The organism is Acidobacteriota bacterium (genome assembly GCA_018268895.1).
Lineage (GTDB): Bacteria > Acidobacteriota > Terriglobia > Terriglobales > Acidobacteriaceae > Edaphobacter.
The window spans coordinates 529,233-552,009 of sequence record JAFDVP010000007.1 but is presented as its reverse complement, the minus strand read 5'-3'; the positions used below and the strand labels follow the sequence as shown (position 1 = coordinate 552,009).

Annotated in this window: 20 protein-coding genes; 16 read left to right on the top strand and 4 right to left on the bottom strand. The window is 62.7% G+C overall.

The genetic code is table 11. From position 1 onward, the window contains the following. The first annotated feature begins 6 nt into the window (after positions 1–6). The 8 genes from JSS95_09920 (at position 7) to JSS95_09885 (ending at position 8,778) form a co-directional block, all read left to right on the top strand. A complete protein-coding gene (locus JSS95_09920) occupies positions 7–1,998 on the top strand; it encodes an acetylxylan esterase (protein ID MBS1800130.1) in 1,992 nt (663 codons plus the stop codon). A gap of 48 nt (positions 1,999–2,046) precedes the next feature. Then, on the top strand, positions 2,047–3,324 hold the full coding sequence (locus tag JSS95_09915; GenBank protein MBS1800129.1) for a serine hydroxymethyltransferase: 1,278 nt from the start codon (positions 2,047–2,049) through the stop codon (positions 3,322–3,324). A gap of 354 nt (positions 3,325–3,678) precedes the next feature. Then, positions 3,679–4,167 carry a DUF4126 family protein gene (locus JSS95_09910; protein ID MBS1800128.1) on the top strand — a complete coding sequence of 163 codons (489 nt, stop codon included), beginning with the start codon at positions 3,679–3,681 and terminating at the stop codon, positions 4,165–4,167. Between the two features lie 119 nt (positions 4,168–4,286). Further along, the gene (locus tag JSS95_09905; protein MBS1800127.1) at positions 4,287–5,147 is read left to right on the top strand and encodes an acetyl-CoA carboxylase carboxyltransferase subunit beta; all 861 of its coding nucleotides are present in this window, start codon (positions 4,287–4,289) and stop codon (positions 5,145–5,147) included. A gap of 441 nt (positions 5,148–5,588) precedes the next feature. Continuing rightward, entirely contained in the window at positions 5,589–5,978 is a 390-nt protein-coding gene (locus JSS95_09900) for a YciI family protein (protein ID MBS1800126.1), read from the top strand. 11 nt (positions 5,979–5,989) lie between these two features. Then, entirely contained in the window at positions 5,990–6,553 is a 564-nt protein-coding gene (locus JSS95_09895) for a dihydrofolate reductase (GenBank protein ID MBS1800125.1), read from the top strand. Next, complete coding sequence (locus tag JSS95_09890) at positions 6,550–7,800, top strand: RNA polymerase subunit sigma-70 (GenBank protein MBS1800124.1); 1,251 nt, start codon at positions 6,550–6,552, stop codon at positions 7,798–7,800. Before JSS95_09895 ends, JSS95_09890 begins: the two co-directional genes overlap by 4 nt. Positions 7,801–7,932: 132 nt before the next feature. Beyond that, a complete protein-coding gene (locus JSS95_09885; GenBank protein ID MBS1800123.1) occupies positions 7,933–8,778 on the top strand; it encodes a class I SAM-dependent methyltransferase in 846 nt (281 codons plus the stop codon). A 33-nt stretch (positions 8,779–8,811) separates the two neighbouring features. Here JSS95_09885 and JSS95_09880 read toward each other — a convergent pair whose 3' ends face one another. Together JSS95_09880 and JSS95_09875 are read right to left on the bottom strand one after the other, a co-directional pair. Beyond that, positions 8,812–10,740 carry a C1 family peptidase gene (locus tag JSS95_09880; GenBank protein ID MBS1800122.1) on the bottom strand — a complete coding sequence of 643 codons (1,929 nt, stop codon included), beginning with the start codon at positions 10,738–10,740 and terminating at the stop codon, positions 8,812–8,814. A gap of 240 nt (positions 10,741–10,980) precedes the next feature. Next, positions 10,981–11,454, bottom strand: coding sequence for a DUF4126 family protein (locus tag JSS95_09875; GenBank protein MBS1800121.1), 474 nt, complete (start codon positions 11,452–11,454; stop codon positions 10,981–10,983). Between the two features lie 250 nt (positions 11,455–11,704). Here JSS95_09875 and JSS95_09870 point away from each other — a divergent pair, with 250 nt between their 5' ends. The 4 genes from JSS95_09870 (at position 11,705) to JSS95_09855 (ending at position 15,728) form a co-directional block, all read left to right on the top strand. Next, entirely contained in the window at positions 11,705–12,859 is a 1,155-nt protein-coding gene (locus tag JSS95_09870) for a fibronectin type III domain-containing protein (protein MBS1800120.1), read from the top strand. A gap of 31 nt (positions 12,860–12,890) precedes the next feature. Further along, positions 12,891–13,703: a fumarylacetoacetate hydrolase family protein gene (locus tag JSS95_09865; GenBank protein MBS1800119.1), complete on the top strand. Its 813-nt coding sequence runs from the start codon at positions 12,891–12,893 to the stop codon at positions 13,701–13,703. Between the two features lie 386 nt (positions 13,704–14,089). Further along, a complete protein-coding gene (locus JSS95_09860) occupies positions 14,090–14,620 on the top strand; it encodes a nuclear transport factor 2 family protein (protein MBS1800118.1) in 531 nt (176 codons plus the stop codon). A 244-nt stretch (positions 14,621–14,864) separates the two neighbouring features. Then, positions 14,865–15,728, top strand: a complete 864-nt coding sequence (locus tag JSS95_09855; GenBank protein MBS1800117.1) for a hypothetical protein — start codon at positions 14,865–14,867, stop codon at positions 15,726–15,728. Between the two features lie 253 nt (positions 15,729–15,981). Here JSS95_09855 and folK read toward each other — a convergent pair whose 3' ends face one another. Beyond that, the gene (gene folK, locus JSS95_09850; protein ID MBS1800116.1) at positions 15,982–16,440 is read right to left on the bottom strand and encodes a 2-amino-4-hydroxy-6-hydroxymethyldihydropteridine diphosphokinase; all 459 of its coding nucleotides are present in this window, start codon (positions 16,438–16,440) and stop codon (positions 15,982–15,984) included. A gap of 257 nt (positions 16,441–16,697) precedes the next feature. Between folK and JSS95_09845 the strand changes: the two genes are divergently transcribed. Then, complete coding sequence (locus JSS95_09845) at positions 16,698–17,930, top strand: aminotransferase class I/II-fold pyridoxal phosphate-dependent enzyme (GenBank protein ID MBS1800115.1); 1,233 nt, start codon at positions 16,698–16,700, stop codon at positions 17,928–17,930. A gap of 52 nt (positions 17,931–17,982) precedes the next feature. On the opposite strand, the gene JSS95_09840 is transcribed toward JSS95_09845, so the two are convergent. After that, positions 17,983–18,900 carry a sugar phosphate isomerase/epimerase gene (locus tag JSS95_09840; GenBank protein MBS1800114.1) on the bottom strand — a complete coding sequence of 306 codons (918 nt, stop codon included), beginning with the start codon at positions 18,898–18,900 and terminating at the stop codon, positions 17,983–17,985. 202 nt (positions 18,901–19,102) lie between these two features. On the opposite strand from JSS95_09840, the gene JSS95_09835 reads away from it, so the two are divergent. From JSS95_09835 to JSS95_09825, 3 genes are all read left to right on the top strand, one after another. Next, positions 19,103–19,510, top strand: a complete 408-nt coding sequence (locus JSS95_09835) for a cupin domain-containing protein (protein MBS1800113.1) — start codon at positions 19,103–19,105, stop codon at positions 19,508–19,510. 115 nt (positions 19,511–19,625) lie between these two features. Then, positions 19,626–21,452, top strand: coding sequence for a hypothetical protein (locus JSS95_09830; protein ID MBS1800112.1), 1,827 nt, complete (start codon positions 19,626–19,628; stop codon positions 21,450–21,452). 40 nt (positions 21,453–21,492) lie between these two features. Next, positions 21,493–22,644, top strand: a complete 1,152-nt coding sequence (locus JSS95_09825) for a glycosyltransferase family 2 protein (protein ID MBS1800111.1) — start codon at positions 21,493–21,495, stop codon at positions 22,642–22,644. Positions 22,645–22,777 lie beyond the last annotated feature (133 nt).

Below are 22,777 nucleotides of genomic sequence, written 5' to 3'. Positions count from 1 at the left end.
GCCCCCATGAACAAGGCGCTATGGATCGTCGCTTTCACTGCCGCTGCATTCTGCGGGGCAGGCGCACAAGCACCATTGCAGGTGACAACGGGGTTGGCAGATATGACCGATGCCTACCTCACGACCCTTGCGCAGCAGGACCTGGCAAAGCGGCACGACGAAATCGCTGCCATCCGCGACAAAGCTGCAATCGCTGATCGACAGACCTACATACGAAAGACGTGGCTGCGCGAGCTGGGCGGCGCATGGCCTGAAAAGACCCCGCTCCATGCCCAGATTACCGGCGTCGTGCGGCACGACGACTACATGGTCCAGAAGCTGGTCTATCAGAGCCTCCCGCACTTTTACGTCACCGCCGATGTCTATGTCCCTCTGCATGCACCCAAACCGTATCCCGCGGTTTTAGGGACGGCGGGGCACGACACCGGAGGCAAGTCCTATTCGAACTACCAGACCGTATGGGTGTCGCTGGCAAAGCGCGGGTTCCTCGTCATCGCCATCGATCCCGCCGGTCAGGGCGAGCGGCTGCAGCACCTCGATCCGGTCACGCACAAATCGCTGCTGTCTGCGAGCGGTACCGCCGAACACATGGCGGACGGGTTGCAGACCCTGCTCACCGGCAACGCGATCGCCCGCTACTTCATCTGGGACGGCATTCGCGCGATCGACTACCTCGAATCCCGTGACGACGTCGACAAGTCTCGCATCGGTGTTGCCGGCAACTCCGGCGGAGGCACACAGTCCGCCTATATCGCCAACTTCGATCCCCGCATCGCGGCCGCCGTCATCTCCTGCTACATAACTTCGTGGAACGCCATGTGGCTCAACCCCGGCCCGCAGGATTCAGAGCAGGTGATGGATCATTTTCTTGCGGATCACCTCGATTTTCCCGACTTCCTCATCGGCTTCGCCCCGAAGCCAGTCGAGATGGAAGTGGCCACGCGCGACTTCTTCCCCATCGCCGGTGCCCATGCGACTTTCGCTGAGGCAAAGGGCATCTTTCATCTGCTGGGGGCCGACGACAAGGTTTCCTTGTTCGAAGCAGACGATACACATGGATGGTCGAAACCAAGACGCCTCGCAACCTATAGATGGTTCATGCAATCGCTCCAGAAGCGGACGGACGACGGCGTAGAAGCGGAGTTCAAGCTGGACACGCCCGCCGAGTTGAGCGCCACAGCCTCCGGGCAGGTGGTCACCAGTTATCTTGACGCTGAAACCATACAGTCGTTGAACGCAAAGCTGGCGCGGAGCCTCAGGGAACATCCAGCGTCAAGAAACATCCAGCAGCTCGCACCGTTGCTCAGAAGCCGCCTTGCCATACCCGGTACGCCACTCCATCCCTCTGTCGAAGAGGCAGGTTCCTCTTCGCAGAATGGCATCCGCATCGAAAAGATTAAAATCCAGCCGGAACCCGGCATTACCGTGCCTGGACTTGTCTTTCAGCCCTCCAAAGGCCCGGCCCGCAAACGTGCCGTGCTCTATCTCAACCCTGCTGGAATGGCGGCCGATGCCGGCGCGAATGGCCCCATCGAAAAGCTCGTGGATGAGGGCAATCTCGTTCTTGCCATCGACCCGCGCGGCTGGGGAGAGAGCGCTCCGCCGAAGAAGACGACCGCCGGCTATCGCAGCGACTATCAGATGGCCATGCGCGCCATCCTCGTGGGCAAATCGATGCCCGGGATGCAGACCTATGACGTTCTCAACGCGCTCCACTATCTGGCGTCGCGGCCCGATGTCGATCCGCGTGAGATTTCAGTGCAAACCGTAGGCACAGCCGGAAACATCGGCATATTTGCCGCCACGCTCGAGCCTAAGGTCAAAAGGATTCAATGCGATAGGTCGCCCACCTCGTTCCTGGCCATCACGGAGCTGAAGTTGAACGATGTCTCTCCCAGCGTGATCGTTCCCGGTATTCTGCGAGACCTCGATCTCCCGGATCTGACGCGGGCGCTGGGGCAACGCTTTCAGGTCAAGGGTGAATCCGCGCCGAGATAGTTCTTATGCCCTACCCCGGGCCTTTCGCGTCCGGCATAAAATATAGATATGTCCATTAATCCGAACGCCACGCTCGCCGCCGCAGACCCTGAGGTCTACGCCCAGGTTGAAAACGAGATCCTTCGCCAGCACGAAGGTCTTGAGATGATTGCGTCTGAGAACTTCGTCTCCCGCGCCGTGCTCGAGGCCGCCGGAACCGTCTTCACGAACAAGTACGCCGAGGGCTACCCCGGCAAGCGGTACTACGGCGGCTGCGAGTTCGCCGATGTAGTGGAAAACCTCGCCCGCGACCGCGCCAAAAAGCTCTTCAACGCCGAGCACGTCAACGTGCAACCGTCTTCGGGCTCGCAGGCCAACGCCGCCGCCTACATGGCCATCATCAATCCCGGCGACACCCTCCTCGGCCTCGACCTCGCGCACGGTGGACACCTGACCCACGGCCACAAGCTCAACTTCTCCGGCAAGCTCTACCGCATCGTCGGCTACCAGGTGCGCAAGGACACCGAGACCATCGACTACGACGAACTCGAGGCCAAGGCCATCGCCGAGAAGCCGAAGGTCATCGTGGGCGGAGGCTCCGCCTATCCGCGCTTCTGGGACTTCGCCCGCATGAGGGCCATCGCCGATAAGGTCGGCGCCTACCTCTTTATTGATATGGCGCACTTCGCCGGACTGGTCGCAGGAGGAGCGCACCCCTCGCCGGTGCCGCACGCGCACATCACCTCGACCACCACGCACAAGACGCTGCGCGGCCCCCGCGCCGGACTCCTGCTCTGCACACAGGACCTCGCCGCAGCCGTCGACCGCGCCGTCTTCCCCGGCCACCAGGGAGGCCCGCTGATGCACATCGTCGCGGCCAAGGCCGTCGCCTTCAAGGAAGCGCTCGATCCTGCCTTCTCCACCTACGCGCACCAGGTCGTCGCCAACGCAAAGGTGCTCGCCGAGGCGCTCGCCGCCGAGGGCTTCCGCATCGTCTCCGGCGGAACCGACAACCATCTGATGCTGGTCGACGTCTTCCAGAAGGGCATGTTCGGCTCCGAGGCCGAGAACGCGCTGGGCGAGGCCGGGATCACCGTCAACAAGAACGCTATCCCCTATGACACCAACCCGCCCATGAAGCCTTCGGGAATCCGCGTCGGAACTCCGGCGCTGACCACGCGCGGTATGAAGGAGGGCGAGATGAAGCAGGTCGCCGTCTGGATCGCCCGCGCGCTGGAGAACCGCAACGACCCCGCCGCCCTGCGCAGGATTCGCGGCGAGGTCACGGAGCTGGCAGACCGCTTCCCGCTCTACGACTTCCTCCGTCACCCGGAGCCGGTCGCGTAAGGCCTCCTACCCTTTCCAGAAGAGTTGTCATCCTGAGCGGAGGCGAAGCCGTAGTCGGAGGACCTGCATTTTGCTTCCTGTGGATTGTTGCTGAAGGAAAAGAATGCAGGTCCTTCGACTGCGCTCCCGCAGGCCGCTCCGCCTAAAATGACAACTTCCCTCTGAACATTGCCAACACGCATAGCTCGGCCAACTCAACTATCCCGCGAAAGAAGCGCCCTGTTCCACCCTGCTTTGGGAACAGGGAGAGTGGAACTTCCCCCTGGCCTGCACGTCCATCTCTGTGGAGCCACCTTACCGCTTCGCGCTTGCACGCAGGAGGTGTAAGGTGTTCCACGGAGGGGAGACTCCCCGATGACCCTTGAGGTGCTGACCTGGCTCATTGCGATTCCGCTGCTGGGGTTTATCACCGGCATGAGGACCATGACGCCCATGGCCGCGCTCTGCTGGTTCGCGTACCTCGGCTACCTTCCCGTGCAGGACTCATGGGCGTGGTGGTGCGCGACGCTGCCGGTCGCCATCGTGCTGACGCTGCTCGCTCTCCTCGAGTATGCGGCCGACAAGCTCTCGCTGAGCCCACGGCCGACGCGCCCCGCCGTGCTGATGATCCGCTTCTTTGTCGGTGGACTGGTGGGGGCGATTCTCGCCTCGGGTCTCAATGCCTCGGGAGCTGAGGGGGTCATCCTCAGCGTGCTGGGCGCGCTGGTGGGGGCCTTCGCCGCCTATCAACTGCGGCACCAGCTCACGCACCGCATCGGCTGCAAGATGTGGCAGGTCACGCTTACCGAAGACCTCTTCGCCATCGCCTGCACCATCATCTGCCTGGGGATCGTCACAGGTTGAAGCAGGCACTTGTTTTGTTAAGGGCACGGCTTCAGGACTTCCTCTATTACCAGCACCCCTCCCCACCCCGCTTCTACCCAGCTACAATAGTCGAGGCACTTTGGAAGGGCACACCGGGAATGAGCTGGTTCAAACGCGAAGACAACGAGATCGTCAACGACGCAGAGCGCACGGTGCGGACCGAAGGTCTCTGGGTTCGCTGCCCCGGCTGCAACCAGGTCATCTTCAAGGCCGACCTTGAGGCGAACCTGAACGTCTGCCCCAAGTGTGAACATCACTTCCGCATCGGGGCGCGCGAGCGCATCGAAAGCCTGCTGGAACCCGGCTACGAACTGGTCGACCTCGACCTCCGCTCCACCGATCCGCTGGAGTTCACCGACCTGAAGCCTTATAAGAAGCGGTTGCGCGATGCCCAGAAGAAGACCGGCCTGAACGACGCCATCGTCAACGCCATCGGCCACATTCAGGCACAGCCCATTGTGCTCTCCGTGATGGAGTACAGCTTTATCGGCGGATCGATGGGTTCGGTGGTCGGCGAGACGATCGCCCGCGCCGTGGACCGCTCGCTCGAAACCAGGAACCCGCTCATCATCATCTCGGCCTCGGGCGGAGCGCGCATGATGGAGGGCATCGCCTCGCTGATGCAGTTGGCCAAAGTCTCCACGGGCCTGGCGCGCCTGGACAGCGAGGGCATCCCCTACATCTCGGTGATGACCGACCCCACCACGGGAGGCGTCACCGCCAGCTTCGCCATGCTGGGCGACCTGAACATCGCCGAACCCGGCGCCCTGATCGGCTTCGCCGGCCCGCGCGTGATCGAACAGACCATCCGCCAGAAGCTGCCCGAAGGCTTCCAGCGCTCGGAGTTCCTGCTCGAACACGGCTTCCTCGACGCCATCGTCAGCCGCAAGGACATGAAGCAGTACCTGCACCAGTCGCTGGCCTGGATGACGGGGCTGAAGGAACAGCAGTCGGCTTAGGTCTGTTCCCCTTTATGGCTGTTTCCCTGCCAATGTGACCGGCAAAAAATGTCGTCATTCTGAGCCGAAGAGCCTGCCCTGAGCGAGGTCGAATGGGCGAAGAATCCCTGTATTTTGCTCGTGGTCGCACGGGGCTTGGTTGTCAAGAAGCACTACACCAAATACGAAACCGCTAGGTGCCATCGCCTTCAGGGAGTCGCCGTTTCAGGGCCGAAGGCCCGTTCCATATCAGCCCAGGCCGAAGGCCTGGGTTCCGGCGAGGCACCCTCTAAGGGCTGAAAGCCCGCTCCAACGGAAACAGCTATCCCATGAAGAAAGCCCGCACAACGCTTTCCTGGGAGCCAAGCGCATTTTTTCTCCGGCTTGTCCAAACAAGCACTCTCCGCACGTCATCCCAGTAGCAGGAGATAATTTCCTGACTACGGACTGAGGAGTTCCTTCATGGACTATTTACTGTTGCTCTACTCGAACGAAGACGGCTGGAGAAACATGACCCCGGAACAGCAGCAGCAGGGCTTCGCTGCCTACATGGCCTACACCGAGGCGCTGAAGAAGGCCGGGGCCTACAAGGCGAGCCAGCGGCTGCAACCCGTGGCTGCCACGACCACCGTCCGCGTTACCGACGGCAAGTCACAGGTGCTCGACGGGCCATACATCGAAACCAAAGAGCAGTTGGGAGGCTTCTTCCTGATTGAGGCCCCCGATCTGGACTCCGCCCTGGCGTGGGCGGCCCGCTGCCCCGGCGCGAGCCACGGCACCATCGAGGTCCGCCCCATCTGGTCGATGGATCCGAATACGGACCAGACCTACCGCGCCCTCCAGGCCAAATAGGAGAAGAACCGATGCGACGACTTCTCGCATTCCTCCACGTCTCCGCCGACGGCTACTTTGCCGGTCCCGGCGGAGACCTGAGCTGGGCGAAACATGAACAGGACCCCGAGTACAAAGAGTTCGCCGATGGCAACGCGCGGCGCGAGGGCGTGATGCTCTTCGGCCGTGTGACGTACCAGATGATGGCCGGCTTCTGGCCTTCGCCGATGGCGCTCGAACGTGAACCGGTAATGGCGCCGCGCATGAACGAGAGGCCGAAGATCGTATTCTCGCGCTCACTCAGCGACGCATCGTGGAACAACACGACGCTGCTGAAGGGCGACGTCGTCGTCGAGGTGCGGGCGTTGAAACAGCAGAGCGGCGCCGATCTCGTCATCCTCGGCAGCGGCACCATCGTCAAAACTCTGGCGCAGGCGGGGTTGGTGGACGAGTTCCAGCTCCTGATTACGCCCGTGGTCCTCGGCTCCGGCAGAACGTTGTTTGAGGGCATTCCTCAACAACTCGCCCTGGACCTGGTTGCAACGCGTGCGTTCAAAAACGGAAAGGTGCTGCTTACTTACGCTCCAAAGCCATGACCGAGACACCCACCATCGAGCAGGCACTGCTGACGGCCGAGGAGGTCGCGCGGCGGAGCTACGGCAAGCTCGTGGCCTTTCTCGCCGCGCGTACCCGCGATGTCGCCGCCGCCGAAGACGCGCTCTCGGACGCCTTCGCCGCGGCGCTCGCCGACTGGCCCCGCAACGGCTGTCCGGAGAACCCCGAAGCGTGGCTGATGACCGCCGCGCGCCGCAAGCTGATCGACACCTCACGCCGTCGGCAGACCAGCGATGCGGCTGTCCCTCAACTGCAACTGATCGCCGAAGAGGTGGAAGCTGCATCCACGCAAAGCGAGCTGCCCGACCGCCGCCTCGGGCTGATGTTTGCCTGCGCCCATCCCGCAATCGACGCCGAGGTGCGCGCCCCGCTGATGCTGCAGACGGTCGTAGGACTCGATGCGAAGACGATTGCGTCGGCCTTCCTCGTCTCGCCCGCCGCGATGAGCAAGCGGCTGGTCCGCGCGAAGACGAAGATTCAGCAGGCGGGAATTCCTTTCCGCATTCCAGAGCGCGAGGAGCTTCCCACGCGTCTCGATGCCGTGCTCGACGCCATATACGCCGCGTTCGCCGAAGGATGGACGGACCCCGGCGGTGCCGATGTTGCCCGGCGCAATCTCACCGACGAGGCGTTCTTCCTCTCCCGGCTCATCGTCGAGCTCCTGCCGGATGAGGCTGAGCCTCTCGGCCTGCTTGCATTGATGCTCTACGCCGAGGCAAGGCGCAATGCGCGCCGTAATCGAGGCGGCGAATATATTCCGCTCGCCGAGCAGGACGTCGCGCTCTGGAACGCCGAGATGATCGAAGAGGCGGAATCGCTTCTCGCGCATGCAGGAACTCTTGGAGCGATCGGCCGCTATCAGCTTGAGGCCGCGCTGCAGTCCGCGCACACCACACGTCATCAAACCGGCGTCGATAACTGGACGGCGGTGGTAGCGCTCTACGATGCGCTGGCCACACTGGCTCCATCGCCGGTGATCGACATCAATCGTGCGCTGGCCATCGCAGAGATCGAAGGGCCGCGGGCCGCGCTCGATGTTATGCCGAAGCCCGCGTGCGATGCGCGCCTGAACCAGTACCAGCCTTACTGGGCCGCGCGCGCCGAGCTGCTGGCACGTACCGGCGCAAGAAAACTCGCCGCCGAGGCCTACGAGATGGCTATCGGCCTTGAACGCGATCCGGCAGTGCGCGGCTTTCTGCAACGACGGCAGACGCTGCTCACCGCTTGATTTCTCACGCAAAATCTGGCCTTGTCATTCCGTAGCTTTGTCTTTGTCATTCCGAACGAAGTGCGGAATCTGTTGTTTTCCGCGAAGCCGCAACTCTTTCCTGCGAACGGCAACGCAACGTTAAACTGAATCATGCACGAAGCCCGTCCATCACGCACCGCTTTGCGAGTCGCCATGCGGCGCGCAGCGCACCAGATTTACGACGCAAAGCCCCTCGTCCTCGATGACCCGATAGCTCTACCGCTGCTCGGCCCCACATATCTCCCTGAAGTGGAAAAGACGCAGACTAAGCTTCACAAGCCGTTCTCCATCGCGCTGCGGGCCTTTCTCGTCGCGCGCAGCCGCTACGCCGAAGACCTGCTGGCGCAAGCCGTCGCCCGCGGCGTCACGCAGTACGTCCTGCTTGGCGCGGGACTCGACACCTTTGCCTATCGCAACCCTTACCCTCAGGTCAGGGTCTTTGAAGTCGATCATCCGGCAACGCAGCAGTGGAAGCATGAGTTGATCGACGCCAGCAACATCGCGCGGCCTTCGACGCTCACCTACGTTCCGGTGGACTTCGAGCATCAGCAACTCAGCGCTCAGCTTGCAGAGACAGGACACGATTCTTCGCTGCCCACGTTCTTCGCCTGGCTCGGCGTCGTTCCTTATCTCACCGAAGGAGCGTTTCGTTCCACTCTCTCGCTCATCGCCGCATCTCCCGCAGGCAGCGGCGTGGTGATGGACTACGGGCAGCCGCGCTCGGCCCTGCCGTTTCTTGAAAAACTTGCGCACGACTCACTCGCCTCGCGTGTGCAACTGGCAGGCGAACCCTTCCAGCTCTTCTTCACGCCGCAGGAGATGGCAACCGAGCTGCGCGCATTCCGCATGATCGAAGATGTCGGAACGGCCGAACTGAACGCACGCTACTTCTCAGGACGCGAAGATATCCTGAAGCTGCACGGAAGCGCAGCACGCATCGTCTGCGCGTGGGCATAACAACCACCCGGCATTGCCGTCACTGCTCGGACCTCAACCCTTAATCAGTGAGAGAATCCTGTCCCGCGTCGTGGTGTCGTCGTCGAAGCCGCCATGCGTCGTGCTCTTCGACGCGGGCCCCGGCGATTTGTACACCGTCGCATTCTTCAGGCCCAGCGGCGCAATCTCACTATTGAAGTACCGCTCCATACCGAGGATCGGCGTCACCTCGCCCTTTTCAAACGACTGCGACACCAGGTAGAGCAGCGAGCGGCTGTAGCCGAGAATGGGCTTGCACGTCGGGTCCTTCTGCTCCATCTCGTCGGTCAGCTCAAACTGGTTATACTGCTTCACCTTTCCGCTGTTGATCGCCGGAACCACGTTGGCCTTGAAGACGTCCGCACGCACGGCGGGGGCCATGAAGTTCACCGTCTCGAAGTTCCACTTCAGCCGGTTCACGATGTAGCTGTGCACGATGGCTCCCGCAGAATGTCCAATCAAATGCAGCCTCACCTTCGACTGATCCTTGAAGTAGGGCGACTGTCTGCTGGCCTCGTAAAGTTTGAGGCCGCCGCAGTCGGGCGCGCTTGAGATCGCATCCGCATTCTGCTTCATCTCGCCCCACACGCCTGAGCCAGGAACAGTCAACAGCTTCTCGAGCCTCTCGTTCCACCAGTTCTTGATCGCGTCCAGCGGGCCGCCGGTGGTGCGCGGCTGCTTGCTTTGAATGTCCGCCCATATGTCCTTCAGCGTCGACCACAGGTCCGTCTCCCACATCAGGAAGATGGGAAAGATCTGCTTGTCGTACATCGCTGGAATCCAGTTCGCCGCCGTCGTTGCTGCATCGTTCTCCGACGTCAGGCCGCCGTGCGCGTAGATGGCGACGTCCACGGGTTGCGAATCGCGCAGACCCCACTTCGCCCGCGCCTCGCCAAGCTGGCCGTTCAACAGCGCGGCTACGTCTGAGTCCTGCGTGCGGAAGTCTCCCGTGTTGCTGAGCTTCCCGTTGTTCTCCATGTCGATGATGAACGGCGCGATCTCGCGATTGCGCAGCGTGTTATCGCTGGCCAACTGCACGCGGCCCGCCTTTACGCGCAGACTGGTCGAGCTTGCAATCTCCATGTGCAGGTCGGTGGTGACGCCCAACTGCGCAACCCAGCAGTCCATCGCATTCTGCGTCCAGTCCTGGTAGGTGAGCACAGCGCGGCCGCCTGTTCCCCATCTCGCCCCCCACGAATTGTGAACGATGAAGCCCTCCGGCGTGTAGCCGACAATCGCAAACGCATGCGCGCCATCGCTGGGCGTGGGCTTCTTCTGCGGAATGATCCGGTAGCCGGTCTTCGTGCGAAGATCTTCTCCCGAGACCCACCCGGAGTGGCACACCGCGCTCGCATACAGCACGCCGATCTCGTTCAGCGCCACCTGCATGTCCGTCACGCTGCGCGGGTCCACGCGGTAGTACGCGCCCAGAGGACGACGCACCGCATCGAGCCACCAGTCGTCGGCGGGGTTCGCCGCAGGCGCAGGCATCTTCTCCGACTTCCACAGCTTCGCCGAGCACGCGCCGTACTTGTACCAGCCCTTCATCGCGCCGCGCAGGCTCGAGCCCGTGTCCTTCGAGGCATCGCCGGGAAACTCGTCGTAGCGCCGCGCCATGGAGTACAGCATGTAGGGCGACACCGGGAGCTGCACTTTCTCGCGCTTCGCCTTGTGCTGCAAATGGAAGATCACACTGGCGAGCGCAAAGCCCGTGCAGGCGCTCGTCTGTCCCTGGTCGAGCACAGGAATATCAATTGCCGGCGCCAGCACCTCGGCAGGTATCAGCATCACCGACGGCATGTAGGGACGGTCGCGCAGGTCGATGCCATCGGGGACCACGTTCATCTTCGGAAGAAACGCGCGCGGCTTCGTTGCCTTCGTAGCCTTCTTCGGAGCGGACTTCTTCACCGCCGCCTGCTTCTTTGCAGCCTTCTTCGTAGCCATAAACCACTCCTCGGAAAAAAAGTGAAACAGCGGACCCGTGCTTTCAAAACTTCGCTCTACGATAACCCAGTACGCGGGTCGGCGCCCCGCAAAAAGCAGAGGGGATATGAAAGGATCAAGGACTGAGCACAAGCAACACACATCCAAAACGGCGACAGCGCCAACGCCACCGCAGCACACACGACTGCCGTCAACTGCTCCCTCATCGTCAGGTTCTCCTCGTCGTTTCCAAACGCGCGCCTACATCCGGGCGCAGATAAACAAGCCACCCGAGATCGCCAGCAGGTCTTCGACGACTGCCACCACAAAGTCCGGCAGCTTCGTCTGCGTCACCAGCCCGTGGCGGATGTGGTAGCCCGTGAAAGCGCCTGCCACGCCTCCTGTCGCTCCCAGCACTGCGCCAATGGCCAGGCCCTTGCCTCCGCTTAGAGACAACGCCGCACCTGAGAGCGCGCCTGTAACGATGCGCGCGATCAGTCCCACGGGGGCCGTTCTCGCCGGCGTCTGCGGCAGCTTGTCCGCAACCAGCTCGCCGATGGCAAACAGAGTGAATAGGCAGAGCGCAACCATCGTATTCATCCAGCTGAGCGGCGTGCCGTCGAGATGAATCCAGTGCAGGTACGCCGCCGCGCAGACAATCGCCGGGGCCATCATCGAACGCAAACCCGCCACACAGCCAATCAGGAAACAGAGCAGAAGCACGGTAAAGACCATCTCGCACATCCTTTCCTGCAAACAGCCAACGCAGGCATTGTGCTCTCGCAGCCGATTAAACGCAAAAGGCGATCGCGGATTTACAGGTAATCGCGGATCGAGTGCACCTGGTCTCTGTGTTCTCAACCCGCGGCAATCAGTGCAATCCCGCGGTCGCTCCTACTGATCGAGCCTGCCGGGCCGGGTGCCCCATCCTTCGCGGCAGCGAAGGGTGGGATGAAGGAGTGCTAGGCTGAAGGCAGACGTTCCAATGCCTGCCTCGCTCCAAACTTCTGCACGGTCCCGCATCATCGCAGCCGCAGCCGTGCTCGTGCCCCTGCTTACCTCGTGTGCCAGTCCCGGCCCTCCGCGCCCGCCTTCGCTCCATCTGCCCGGCGTTGTTACCGATCTCACCGCACAGCGCACGGGCAACCAGGTCGTGCTGCATTGGACGACGCCCGCCCGCACCACCGACAACCTCAAAGTTCCTGAGCCGCTCACGGCCGAGATATGCCGCGACCCCGGCCTTGCACCGGCATCGGCCACCGGCAATCCGCCATGCACCGTCGTCCTGCACATCGCCGTGAAACCCGGGCCTTCCGTGGCCGCCGACACACTGCCTGCGACGCTCACCGCCGACCCTGTCTTCCCCCTCGCGTACCGCGTGCGCATCCTCAATCCCGAAGGCCGCTTCGCCGATGCCTCGATGCCTGCCGTAGCTGCTGCCGGATCCGCACCGCCGCCGCTCGCCGCACTTCGTGTCACCGGCACCCGCAACGGCGCGCTGATCGAGTGGACCGCGCTGGCGTCCCCATCCGTGGTCGAGCTTCAGCGCAGCCTCACCATCACGGGCACACCAAAGCCTCGCCCAAAGAAGTCAGATCTTCAGCTCTCGCCTGAAGAACCCGCAAACGTCCTGCTCCGCTCCTCCGACGGCGCCAGCTCCGCCGTGGACGCCGGGGGCTCACTCGACCGCACGGCCAAGCGCGGCCAGCTCTACACCTACCGTGCACAACGCATCCGCACAGCGACCGTCAACGGCAAGACGCTCGAGCTGCGCGGCGAACTCTCGCCACCCGTGGCGCTCAACTTCGTCGACACCTTCCCTCCCGCAACCCCCACCGGACTCGCCAGCGTTCCTTCAGGCAGCAATGGCAAGGCAGCCATTGATCTCTCGTGGCAGCCTGTTGCCGAGAGCGACCTCGCGGGCTACAACGTCTATCGCCGCGCTGCGCCAGGCAACAGCGCGGCATCGGGGGCCTTCGAGCGCCTCAACACCGCGCTCATCCTCGGCCCGGCCTTTTCCGACTCGGCCGTTACCCCGGGCATCGGCTATACCTATCGCGTGACCGCTGTGACCGCCGCGGGCAACGAAAGCTCGCCCTCCGCCGTGGTCACAGAGACCGCGCAGACACCGAACCCCTGAACGCTTCCTTCCTCATAAGGAGACCGTCACGATGAAATACTGCAAGTTTCTCTCATCCTCCGGCACCCCGCGCTACGCCAACCTCGAAGACCGCAACGGCGAGCTCTGGGCCGCGGCCCTGATGGAGCCTCCGGTCGAAGACCTGGCCACGCAGCTCGCCATCCTCGACTCGCCCGAGCCCTTCACCGCCGCGCCGCTCTCCTCGCTCAAACTGCTCCCGCCCGTCACTCCGTCCAAGATCGTCTGCGTCGGCCGCAACTATAAAGAGCACGCCGCCGAGTTAGGCAACGAGGTCCCGAAGGAACCTCTGCTCTTCCTCAAGCCGCCATCGTCGCTGCTCGCGCCGGGCGGCACCGTGAAGATGCCCGCGCTCTCCAAACGCATCGACTACGAGGGAGAGCTGGCCATCGTCATCGGCCAGCGCTGCTCGCGCCTCTCCCCCGCTGAAGACCCGCTTGCCTATATTCGCGGCTACACCATCGTCAACGACGTCACCGCGCGCGACATCCAGAAGTCCGACGGTCAGTGGACGCGCGGCAAGGGCTGGGACACCTTCTGCCCCGTCGGCCCTATCGTCTCCGACGAGATCGACCCGCTCGACGGCGACCCCGTCACTGTCACCACCCGTCTCAACGGCCAGGTGAAGCAGCAGGGCTCGACCGCCGACCTCATCTTCCCGCTCGACTTCCTGCTGCGCTACATCTCCGCCTCCATCACGCTCGAACCCGGCGACCTCATCCCCACGGGAACGCCCGCGGGAGTCGGCCCCGTCAACACAGGCGATGTCGTCGAGGTTGAAGTGGCCGGGCTGGGCATTCTGAGAAACACCTTCGCGACAGAGTAGACCTTTACCGCGCCTCGACGTATCGAACCGTTTAATCGCGCAGACGTGTCATTTCGACCGTAGCGATGGATGGCTTCTTCGTCCATCGCGGAGTGGAGAAATCCGCTTCTCCACCGAGGCGCCGGCTCTATCTGTTGCAGCCGGGTGCCCCGTCTTCGCCGCAAAGCGGCTAAGGTGGGCTCCTCTCTGCCGAAGGCAAATCCATCACCAACCCCGCCGCAAATCCCAACTCGCGCCGCGCCACACACCCCCAAGACCGTCATTCTGTCCCTGAACGAAGTCGAAGAGGAAGAATCCCACAGTTCTCCCGAGCCGCCGCCCAGTGAACATTAGTCGAAATTGGCCGTATGGAACTCCAACACATCCTCACGTACTTCGGAGAGCCCATGCGACAACATCTCCTCAAGGCAGTCCTTCTCCTCCTCGCAGTGACTCCGCTCCACGCCCAAAGCAACAACACCACGACGCATGGCGACAAGGGCGCTCTCTATCAGACCGTGCTCGCCCTCGATCGCCAACTCTTCGACGCAGCTAACCACTGCGACTATGCCAAGCTGACGGAGATGGTCGACGAGAACCTCGAGTTCTACCACGACAAGGCCGGCCTTATGGTCGGCCGCAAGACCTTCCTCGAATCCATCAGGAACAACACCTGCGGCAAGATGGTCCGCGAGCTGGTTCCGGGCTCGATGGAGGTCTACCCCATCAAGGACTACGGCGCCATGCAGTTCGCCACGCATCGCTTCCACCATCCCGGCCACGAGAAGGAGTTCCCCGGTGCACGCGAGCTTGGCATGACCCGCTTCCTCGACCCCGGCGCAGCGGAGTGGCCCGTCGGCGAGGCCCGCTTCCTCCACATCTGGCAGCTCAAAGACGGCTCCTGGAAGCTGACCCGAGTCGTCAGCTACGACCACTAGCCGCGAACGCATTTCCCCACGCTTTATCGAGGCGCTGGCTCTATCTGTTGCAGCACGGCAACCTGCACCCTTCGCAAAAATAGTACTTGCAAAGCGGTGAAATCGGCATAGACTTCCCCCCGGTTCCTTTTCCTCTTTGCATTACGGCGCCACCGATCGAGTGCCTCCCCACGCCTCGCGCGGGCTCGGCCGTGCCGTCGAAGTTCCCTGGATTGAACCCGCTTCACCCAAGGAGGCTCCACTTATGAAGAACCAGAAGACACTCGCGTTCGCAGCCAGTCTCATGCTTGCGGCCGCGTTCACTCCGCTCCTCGCGCAGCAGACCACGCCGCCGCCCAAGGTCCTCGTCATCTCGCGCGAGTTCCTCAAACCCGGCAAGTCCCCCAGCCAGCACCAGCGCACCGAGAGCGCCTACGTCTCCGCAATGACGGCGGCCAAGTGGCCCACCCACTACTTCGCCATGGACGCCATGACCGGCGCTCCGCGGACCCTCTTCTTCACCCCCTACGACTCCTTCGAGGCCTGGGACAAGGACGCCGGCGCCACCGACAGGAACCACACCCTGACCGCCGCCCTCGACCGCGCCTACTCGGCCGACGGAGAACTCCTCAGCGGCTACGATTCCGCTGCCTTCACCTTCCGCGACGACCTCAGCCTCCGCGCCCCCGTCGACATCCCCCACATGCGCTACTTCGAGATCTCCCACTTCGTCGTCCGCCCCGGACACGTCAAGGACTTCATGGACCTCGCGAAGATCTACATCGCCACCTACGAGAAGGTCTCCACCGAGGCCCACTGGGCCGTCTTCGAAAGCCAGTACGGCGCCAACAACGGAGGCGTCTTTCTCGTCATGATCCCCATGAAGTCGCTGGCCGAGACCGACCGCGGCCTCACCCAATCGAAGGATTTCGTCAGCGCGCTCGGCGAGGACGGCATGAAGAAGCTCTCAGAGCTCACCGCCGCCTCCGTCGAATCCGTGCAGACCAACCTCTTCCGCATCAACCCGCACATCAGCTACCCGCCTGAGCCGTGGGTCCAGGCCGACCCATCGTTCTGGAAGCCAAAGCCCTCCGCCGCTCCAAAACCAGCCACCAAACCCGCGGACTAACCAGGACCACCCCAAATCCGGGTGCCGAATGCCCCATACATGACGCAGCTTCATCGCGGCATGTAGGGGGCATTCGAGCGTAGCTCGAACCCGTTTCCTTCGAGTTCAATGTAAGCGGCGTTGGCGCTCCGCATCTCTACGCAGGAAAGCTCTCTGACGACGGAGACACGATATCCACCGCTTCATTCCCCGTTGTCTGGACGAGATTGGGGGACTCCTGCATTGACTCTGCTAAGGCGAGCTCCAGTGCCAGTCACTGAAGTTGGTGCAGCATCTCCCGCACCGTCTTCCCCAGCACGGGATGCACCCACTCCCCCGCGATCTCGGCCAACGGCTCCAGCACGAACCGCCGCTCCTGCATCTCCGGATGCGGCAAGGTCAGCTCTGCCGTATTCATCACCCTGCTCCCAAACAGCAGCAGATCGAGGTCGATCACCCGCGGCCCCTTCGCAATCACACGTTCGCGCCCCATCGCGCGCTCGATCTCCAGCAGCCCGCGCATCAGCCCCAGCGGATCGAGCGCCGTCTCCAGCACCACCGCGCCGTTGAGAAACCTCGGCTGGTCGCGATACCCCACCGGCTCGGTGTCGTGAAACGACGAGACCGCCCTCACCTCTCCCAGCGCACCCAGCCGCGCGACCGCCTCGTGCAGGTTCGCCTCGCGGCCGCCATACTGCGACTCAAGGTTCGATCCCAACGCAATCGCCGCCAGCCCTTTCACCTGTCCCTATCCCTCGTGGAGATGTGCCCTGAAGAAATGCACTTCCGGCAGCCACCACTGTCATCGCGGTAACAAAAGAGGCGCCATCTGCCTCATCCGGCAATTTTATTATTGTCATCCCTGTATCTCTTTGTAGCGACAGCGAGGCAGCGAAATGGAGCTTTTCGCCTCCGCCCGGTTGACACATACTTCGAGACGCGGACGTAAGATGGATGCACCTCACTTTGTATCGATGACGGAGGTGGAGAATGGTGGGAGCTGAAGCGGTGAAACCGGGGTCCCCGGCGAACTCGCCCGCAGGGGTGGTGCGGCGTGGGCTGGGATTGAGCGCGCTGGCTCCACGGGCGGTGCAGTCGGAGATTCGCGCGATGTCGGTCGAGAGCGACCGCGTGGGTGGCGTGAACCTGGCGCAGGGCGTGTGCGACACCGAGGTTCCCGCCGTGGTGGCCGAGGCCGCGATTGCGGCGATCCATGAGGGCCACAACATCTACACGCGGCAGGATGGCATTGCGCGGCTGCGTCGCGCGATCGCCGAGAAGACGGAGCGGATGCAGGGGCTGGTGGTCGATCCCGAGCGCGAGGTGCTGGTGACGAGCGGCGCGACGGGGGCGTTTCACGCGGTGGCGATGGCGCTGTTCGATCCCGGCGATGAGGTACTGTTGTTCGAGCCGTTCTACGGCTATCACGTGGGGACGCTGCGCTCGATGCGCGTGGTTCCCGTGGCGGTGGAGCTGGAGATGGGAACGTGGGCGCTCGACCTCGGGCGCGTGCGTGCGGCGATCACGCCGAAGACGCGGGCGATTGTGGTGAATACGCCGTCGAACCCGGCGGGCAAGGTGTTTACGCGCGCCGAGCTTGAGGGGCTGGCCGCGATTGCGAAGGAGCACGACCTCTTCATCCTGACCGATGAGATCTACGAGCACTTCATCTATGGCGATGCGAAGCACATCTCGCCGGCGGCGCTCGAGGGGATGCGCGAGCGGACGATCATCATGTCCGGCTACTCGAAGACGTTCTCGGTGACGGGGTGGCGCATCGGCTACGTGATCGCCGATGCGAAGTGGACGGGCGCGATCGGCTACTTCAGCGACCTGCTGTATGTATGCGCTCCGGCGCCGTTTCAGCATGGCGTTGCGGCGGGGATCGAGACGCTGGGCAAGACGTTCTATGCTGGCCTCGCGATGGACCACGAGGTGAAGCGCGAGATGCTGGTGAGCGCTCTGCGCGATGCGGGATTCGTTCCGCATGTGCCGGATGGGGCGTACTACATTCTTGCTTCGATGGTCGGGTTGGGCGATGTGCTGCAAGGCGAGAACGCGGCGCAAAAGGCGCGTTCGCTGCTGAAGAAGACAGGCGTGGCGGCCGTGGCGGGATCGGCGTTTTTCCGTGCGGGCAAAGGCGAGGACCTGCTGCGGTTCTGCTTTGCGAAGAAGGACGAAGACCTGGAGGACGCCTGCCGCAGGCTGCGCGGGCTGAGGTAAGCCCCTGCTGGAGATGCAGTCGTCGTCAGCAGCAGAGGCAGCCTCAATGTTGTCAGCCGGCGATAAAGGGTCGCAGATACTTTGAGCACAGCGCCAGGGCCTGCTTGCGGTGTGCCTCGTCTTCTTCATAACGGCGGTCTTCCGCTTCGACGGTGGCATAGCCGTCATAGCCCGTCTCACGGAGGCCATTGAAGAACAGGGTCCAGTCGATCTGGCCCATGCCCGGCAGCACCGGCGTGTGGTACTCGTGAGGATAGGCGAGGATACCGACACGGTTGAGCCTCGCCTTGTCGACGACGACGTCCTTCACATGGATGCGGAATATCTTCTCGGCGTAATCCTTCAGGGGCGACATGTAGTCCATGCCCATCCACACCGGGTGCGAAGGATCGTAGTTGAGTCCGAAGCTGCGGCTGGGGATCGCATCGAACATCCTGTCCCAGATGGCCGGGCAGTAGGCGAGGTTCTTGCCGCCGGGCCACTCATCGGCGCCGAACAGCATCGCGCAGTTCTCAATCGCGATCCTGATTCCGTGGTCCTCGGCAAATTTGATCAGGTCGGGCCAGATGGAGAGGAATACAGGCCAGTTCTCATCGACGGTGAGCTTCCAGTTGCGGCCGATGAAAGTGCTCACGGTGTCGAGGCCGATCATGCTGGCCGCGACGATCACCTTCTTCAGGTGGCCTGCCGAGACCTCGCGCTCTTCCGCCGACGGGGCCAGTATGTTGGGGTAGTAGCCCAGGCCGCTGATGGCGACCTTCTTCTCCCGCATCAGGGACCTGATCTGCTCCGCGCGCTCTTCGGTAAACTCGCGCACGTCGATATGGGTGACTCCGGCGTAGCGGCGCTCCGCCTTGCCCGGAGGCCAGCACATCACCTCCACGCTGTCGTAGCCGTTGTCACGCGCCGTGTCGAAGACCTGCTCCAAGGACAGGTCCGGCAGAATCGCACTCACAAATCCAAGCTGCACAACGATGTCTCCTTTTGTAGAACTGCACCAGATCCAAGATAGATGACTCGCACGCAATGCACGCGACAAATCCTCACGTGGCCCGTCTGGTTATTGGGCCGTCATTCCGAGCTGCGACTGAGATCTGAAAAATTTCCCCCTGATCCGTTACCGGCAAATCTCTTATAGTGAAGATGCCTATCGGATCAGCGAGGACATGCACATGTCGCAGGAAAGCCGCTTCTTCAACATCGCCGCGCTCGCTGCCACGTTGCCCGACGTCAGCGAGACGATGGTCACCGACATCCGCCTTACGGAAGAACCGGCTGCAAGCTGCCGCGTCCTTCGCGTTCATCGTCCCGCGCCGGCGCACTATCACACCAGTTGCGACGAGTATCTCTACGTCCTCACCGGCCGCGCCGAGATCCACATCGACGGCCAGCCGCCGCGCGAGATCGGCCCCGGCGAGCTTGTCTTCTTCAGGAAGAACACCATCCACGCCATGCCGCGCATCCTCGAAGAGCCCTACACCGTGCTTGCGGTCGACACCCCGCGCCGCCCTCCCGAGGACGTCCACTTTGTGAACCCCGCCGACGGCACCCCGGCCAGCTTCATCAAAACGCAGTACTGAAACGCGCACCCTCATGCCAACGGTCAAGTAACGGTAAAGACTCGTCCCGCGCAATCTTTACCCTCTCGCCGAACTCATTCTGCGATGATGGGAGAAGAGGACTCGGACACCGTACATGCAAACTCAGCCGGAGACTTCCCCACTCCAAAGCTGGCTGCGCCGCCTTTGGCCCGCTTACTGCCTGCTCGTTGCGCTGGCAGTCTTCGGTTATGCGCGGTACGACGCTTACCAGATCGACGGCGACGCGGTTGCCTACATGGACATCGGCGACCTCATCCGCTCGCACCAGTGGGCCGGCATTGTCAACGGCTACTGGCATCCTCTTTACCCGGCGGCGCTCGCTTTGGGGCATAGCATCTTTCACTCCACGCGCTTCAACGAACTGCACGCCTATTACATGGTGAACTTCGGCATCTTCCTGCTGGAGATGCTTGCCGTCATCGCCTTCACCGATGCTGTGATACGCCTGCGCGACACGCGCGCCGCCATGACGGAAGGCGGCCGGAAGAGGACGTTCCTGCTCACGCGCTATCCTCTGCGCTATATCGGGCTGGCGCTGCTGGTCATCTCCTCGCAGCGAGAGCTTTCGCTTGGCAAGGTGCGGCCCGATGCTTTGTTGCAGGCACTGCTGCTCTTCGGCTTCAGCGCTCTCATGACCTGCCTGGCGACCGATCGCGTTCGTTACGCCGCGCTGGCGGGAGTCTCGTTTGGCCTGGCCTTTCTCACCAAGTCGTTCGCGTTTCCCGTCACCCTGCTCTCCATCGGCCTGCTGGCTGGCTTCGCGTGGTTGTGGCAACGCCGCAGCCCCGCGCGGATCGCCCTCACAGCGGCAACCGTAGCGGTCTGCTTCGGCGCCGTCGCCGGGCCCTACATCGCTGCGCTCTCCAAACAAAAAGGCCGTCTGGACTTCGGAGACTCCGGCAACCTGAACTACGCCTGGTTCGTCGGCGGCACAGAGAAGATGCACCTGCAGAACGGCACGCCCGCGATCTACGGCACCTCCGAAGTACACCTGCTGCACCCGGAGAAGATCCTGCTTGCCTCTCCGGTCGTCGCCAGCTACAAGGAGTTTCCCTACGGCACCTATCCGCCGTGGTTCGATGCGACGTACTGGAACGAGCGCATCAAAACACACTTCAATCCGCGCGGCGAGGTCCACACGCTCCTGCGCGATACCGTGTTGGTCGTGCGCTACCTGCTCAATCATCCGGAAGGATGGCTGCTGCTGGTTGTTCTCATCCTGGCGGGAGCGCGGCCCGACCTCTGCCGCCGACTGGCGGGCAACGGGTTCTGGATCGTTCCGCTCCTGCTGGGTATCGCGATCTTTGCAATCTACGGCCTGGTGAACATCGAGGAGCGCTACATCACCGTCGGCTGGATGGCCATTGTGCTCACCCTCTTCGCCTCGTTGCGGCCTCCACGCGAGACACGGCACAGCGCAGGTGTCGATGCCATATCTTCGGCACTGATCCTTCTGCTGGCGCTGCTGGCAGCCGGAGAGTCAGTCCGTCGCGTCGCCGAGATGCGACGCAACCTGCTTGTCATGCAGCACTCCGCCGGATGGCAGAACACTGAGGTCTTCAACGCGGCCCGTGCCATCAACCAGCTTGGCGTAGGCCATGGCGACTCCATCGCCTGCATCGGGACCAACGCCTGCCTGTATGACATCTACTGGGCGCGTGTGGCCGACGTGCGCATCCTAACCGAGATCTACGTGCCGAAGCCGTTTCCCTACACCTCGCTTGCCTCGACGCCAAACCTTGCTACCGCGCTCGAAACCGCGCGCAACAATGGAGCGCGGCTGATCGTCGGTTACTTCGACCCTACGGTCATGCGGGGCAACGATCCTACAACCGCTGGCTGGGTCTCGCTCGGGAATACGAACTACTACGCGCTTGCGCTCAATCCTTCTCCCGAAAACGCCCCGGCGGCATTACCCTGAGAGCTATCACCTTCAGCACCCCTCCTGGAGCAGCCTGCGCATGAGCGAGTTGACCGTCACCATCCTGATGCCCTGCCTGAACGAGGCCGAGACGCTGGCCTTCTGCGTCCGGCAGGCCGTCGCCGCACTGCGCGACAACAACGTCGCGGGCGAGGTGCTGATCGCCGATAACGGCAGCACGGATGGCTCGCAAAAGATCGCCGTCGACGAGGGAGCGCGCGTCGTCGACGTTCCCGTTCGCGGCTACGGCGCCGCGCTGATGCACGGCATCGAGTCCGCGCACGGTAAGTATGTGCTGATGGCCGACGCCGACGCCAGCTACGACTTCGGCCACCTGCCGCGCTTTCTCGCCAAGCTGAACGAGGGCTACGACCTGGTGATGGGCAACCGCTTCAAGGGCGAGATCAAACCGGGGGCCATGCCCCCGCTGCACAAGTACCTCGGCAATCCCGTGCTCAGCTTCATCGGGCAGCTCTTCTTCAACATCCCCGTCAGCGACTTCCATTGCGGCATTCGCGCGATGCGCCGCGACGCGGTCCTCGGACTCAACCTGCAGACCACCGGCATGGAATATGCCAGCGAGATGGTCGTGCGCTCCTCGCTCGCAGGTCTCAGGATCGCCGAGGTGCCGACAACGCTCTCGCCCGACGGCCGCACGCGCGCGCCCCATCTGCGCACATGGCGCGATGGCTGGCGCCACCTGCGCTTCCTTCTGCTCTACAGCCCGCGCTGGCTGTTTCTGTATCCCGGCATCGCCGCCTTCGTCGTGGGCCTCGTCCTCTCGCTCTGGCTCATTCGCGGGCCGCAGACGGTTGGCCAGTGGACCTTCGATGTGGATACGCTCACCTACGCGCTCTTCCTCGTCATCATCGGAGCGCACATCTCCGTCTTCGCCGTCAGCGCCAGGGTCTTCGGCAGCATGGAAGGCTTCCTGCCGATCTCGGAGCGCTATGAGCGCGCCTTTCAATACATCACGCTGGAGACGGGGCTGATCTTTGGCTGCTCGCTGTTTGCAGTCGGCGCGGGGCTGCTCGGATATGCCATCCACCTGTGGCACGCAACCGGGTTCGGCGATCTGTCGGCGCAACGGATGCTGCGACTCACGCTGCCCTCGGCGACCTGCCTGATGCTTGGGGTCGAAGCCGTCTTCGGCAGCTTCTTCCTCAGCCTGCTGGGAATGAAGCGACGCTGATGCCGGCTGAGACTATCAACAAACCTGCAAACCTGTCCTTTCGACCGGAGCATCTCACAGCTTTATCGTGAGGTGCGGAGTGGAGAAACCTGCTGCTCTACAGCGATCTTCTCTCCGTCGCAGACAATAAAAG

Excerpts from the sequence above, each read along its gene's own strand:
- JSS95_09920 (MBS1800130.1), top strand. The coding sequence starts at position 7 with ATGAACAAGGCGCTATGGATCGTCGCTTTCACTGCCGCTGCATTCTGC.
- JSS95_09915 (MBS1800129.1), top strand. The coding sequence starts at position 2,047 with ATGTCCATTAATCCGAACGCCACGCTCGCCGCCGCAGACCCTGAGGTC.
- JSS95_09910 (MBS1800128.1), top strand. The coding sequence starts at position 3,679 with ATGACCCTTGAGGTGCTGACCTGGCTCATTGCGATTCCGCTGCTGGGG.
- JSS95_09905 (MBS1800127.1), top strand. The coding sequence starts at position 4,287 with ATGAGCTGGTTCAAACGCGAAGACAACGAGATCGTCAACGACGCAGAG.
- JSS95_09900 (MBS1800126.1), top strand. The coding sequence starts at position 5,589 with ATGGACTATTTACTGTTGCTCTACTCGAACGAAGACGGCTGGAGAAAC.
- JSS95_09895 (MBS1800125.1), top strand. The coding sequence starts at position 5,990 with ATGCGACGACTTCTCGCATTCCTCCACGTCTCCGCCGACGGCTACTTT.
- JSS95_09890 (MBS1800124.1), top strand. The coding sequence starts at position 6,550 with ATGACCGAGACACCCACCATCGAGCAGGCACTGCTGACGGCCGAGGAG.
- JSS95_09885 (MBS1800123.1), top strand. The coding sequence starts at position 7,933 with ATGCACGAAGCCCGTCCATCACGCACCGCTTTGCGAGTCGCCATGCGG.
- JSS95_09880 (MBS1800122.1), bottom strand. The coding sequence starts at position 10,740 with ATGGCTACGAAGAAGGCTGCAAAGAAGCAGGCGGCGGTGAAGAAGTCC.
- JSS95_09875 (MBS1800121.1), bottom strand. The coding sequence starts at position 11,454 with ATGGTCTTTACCGTGCTTCTGCTCTGTTTCCTGATTGGCTGTGTGGCG.
- JSS95_09870 (MBS1800120.1), top strand. The coding sequence starts at position 11,705 with ATGCCTGCCTCGCTCCAAACTTCTGCACGGTCCCGCATCATCGCAGCC.
- JSS95_09865 (MBS1800119.1), top strand. The coding sequence starts at position 12,891 with ATGAAATACTGCAAGTTTCTCTCATCCTCCGGCACCCCGCGCTACGCC.
- JSS95_09860 (MBS1800118.1), top strand. The coding sequence starts at position 14,090 with ATGCGACAACATCTCCTCAAGGCAGTCCTTCTCCTCCTCGCAGTGACT.
- JSS95_09855 (MBS1800117.1), top strand. The coding sequence starts at position 14,865 with ATGAAGAACCAGAAGACACTCGCGTTCGCAGCCAGTCTCATGCTTGCG.
- JSS95_09845 (MBS1800115.1), top strand. The coding sequence starts at position 16,698 with ATGGTGGGAGCTGAAGCGGTGAAACCGGGGTCCCCGGCGAACTCGCCC.
- JSS95_09835 (MBS1800113.1), top strand. The coding sequence starts at position 19,103 with ATGTCGCAGGAAAGCCGCTTCTTCAACATCGCCGCGCTCGCTGCCACG.
- JSS95_09830 (MBS1800112.1), top strand. The coding sequence starts at position 19,626 with ATGCAAACTCAGCCGGAGACTTCCCCACTCCAAAGCTGGCTGCGCCGC.
- JSS95_09825 (MBS1800111.1), top strand. The coding sequence starts at position 21,493 with ATGAGCGAGTTGACCGTCACCATCCTGATGCCCTGCCTGAACGAGGCC.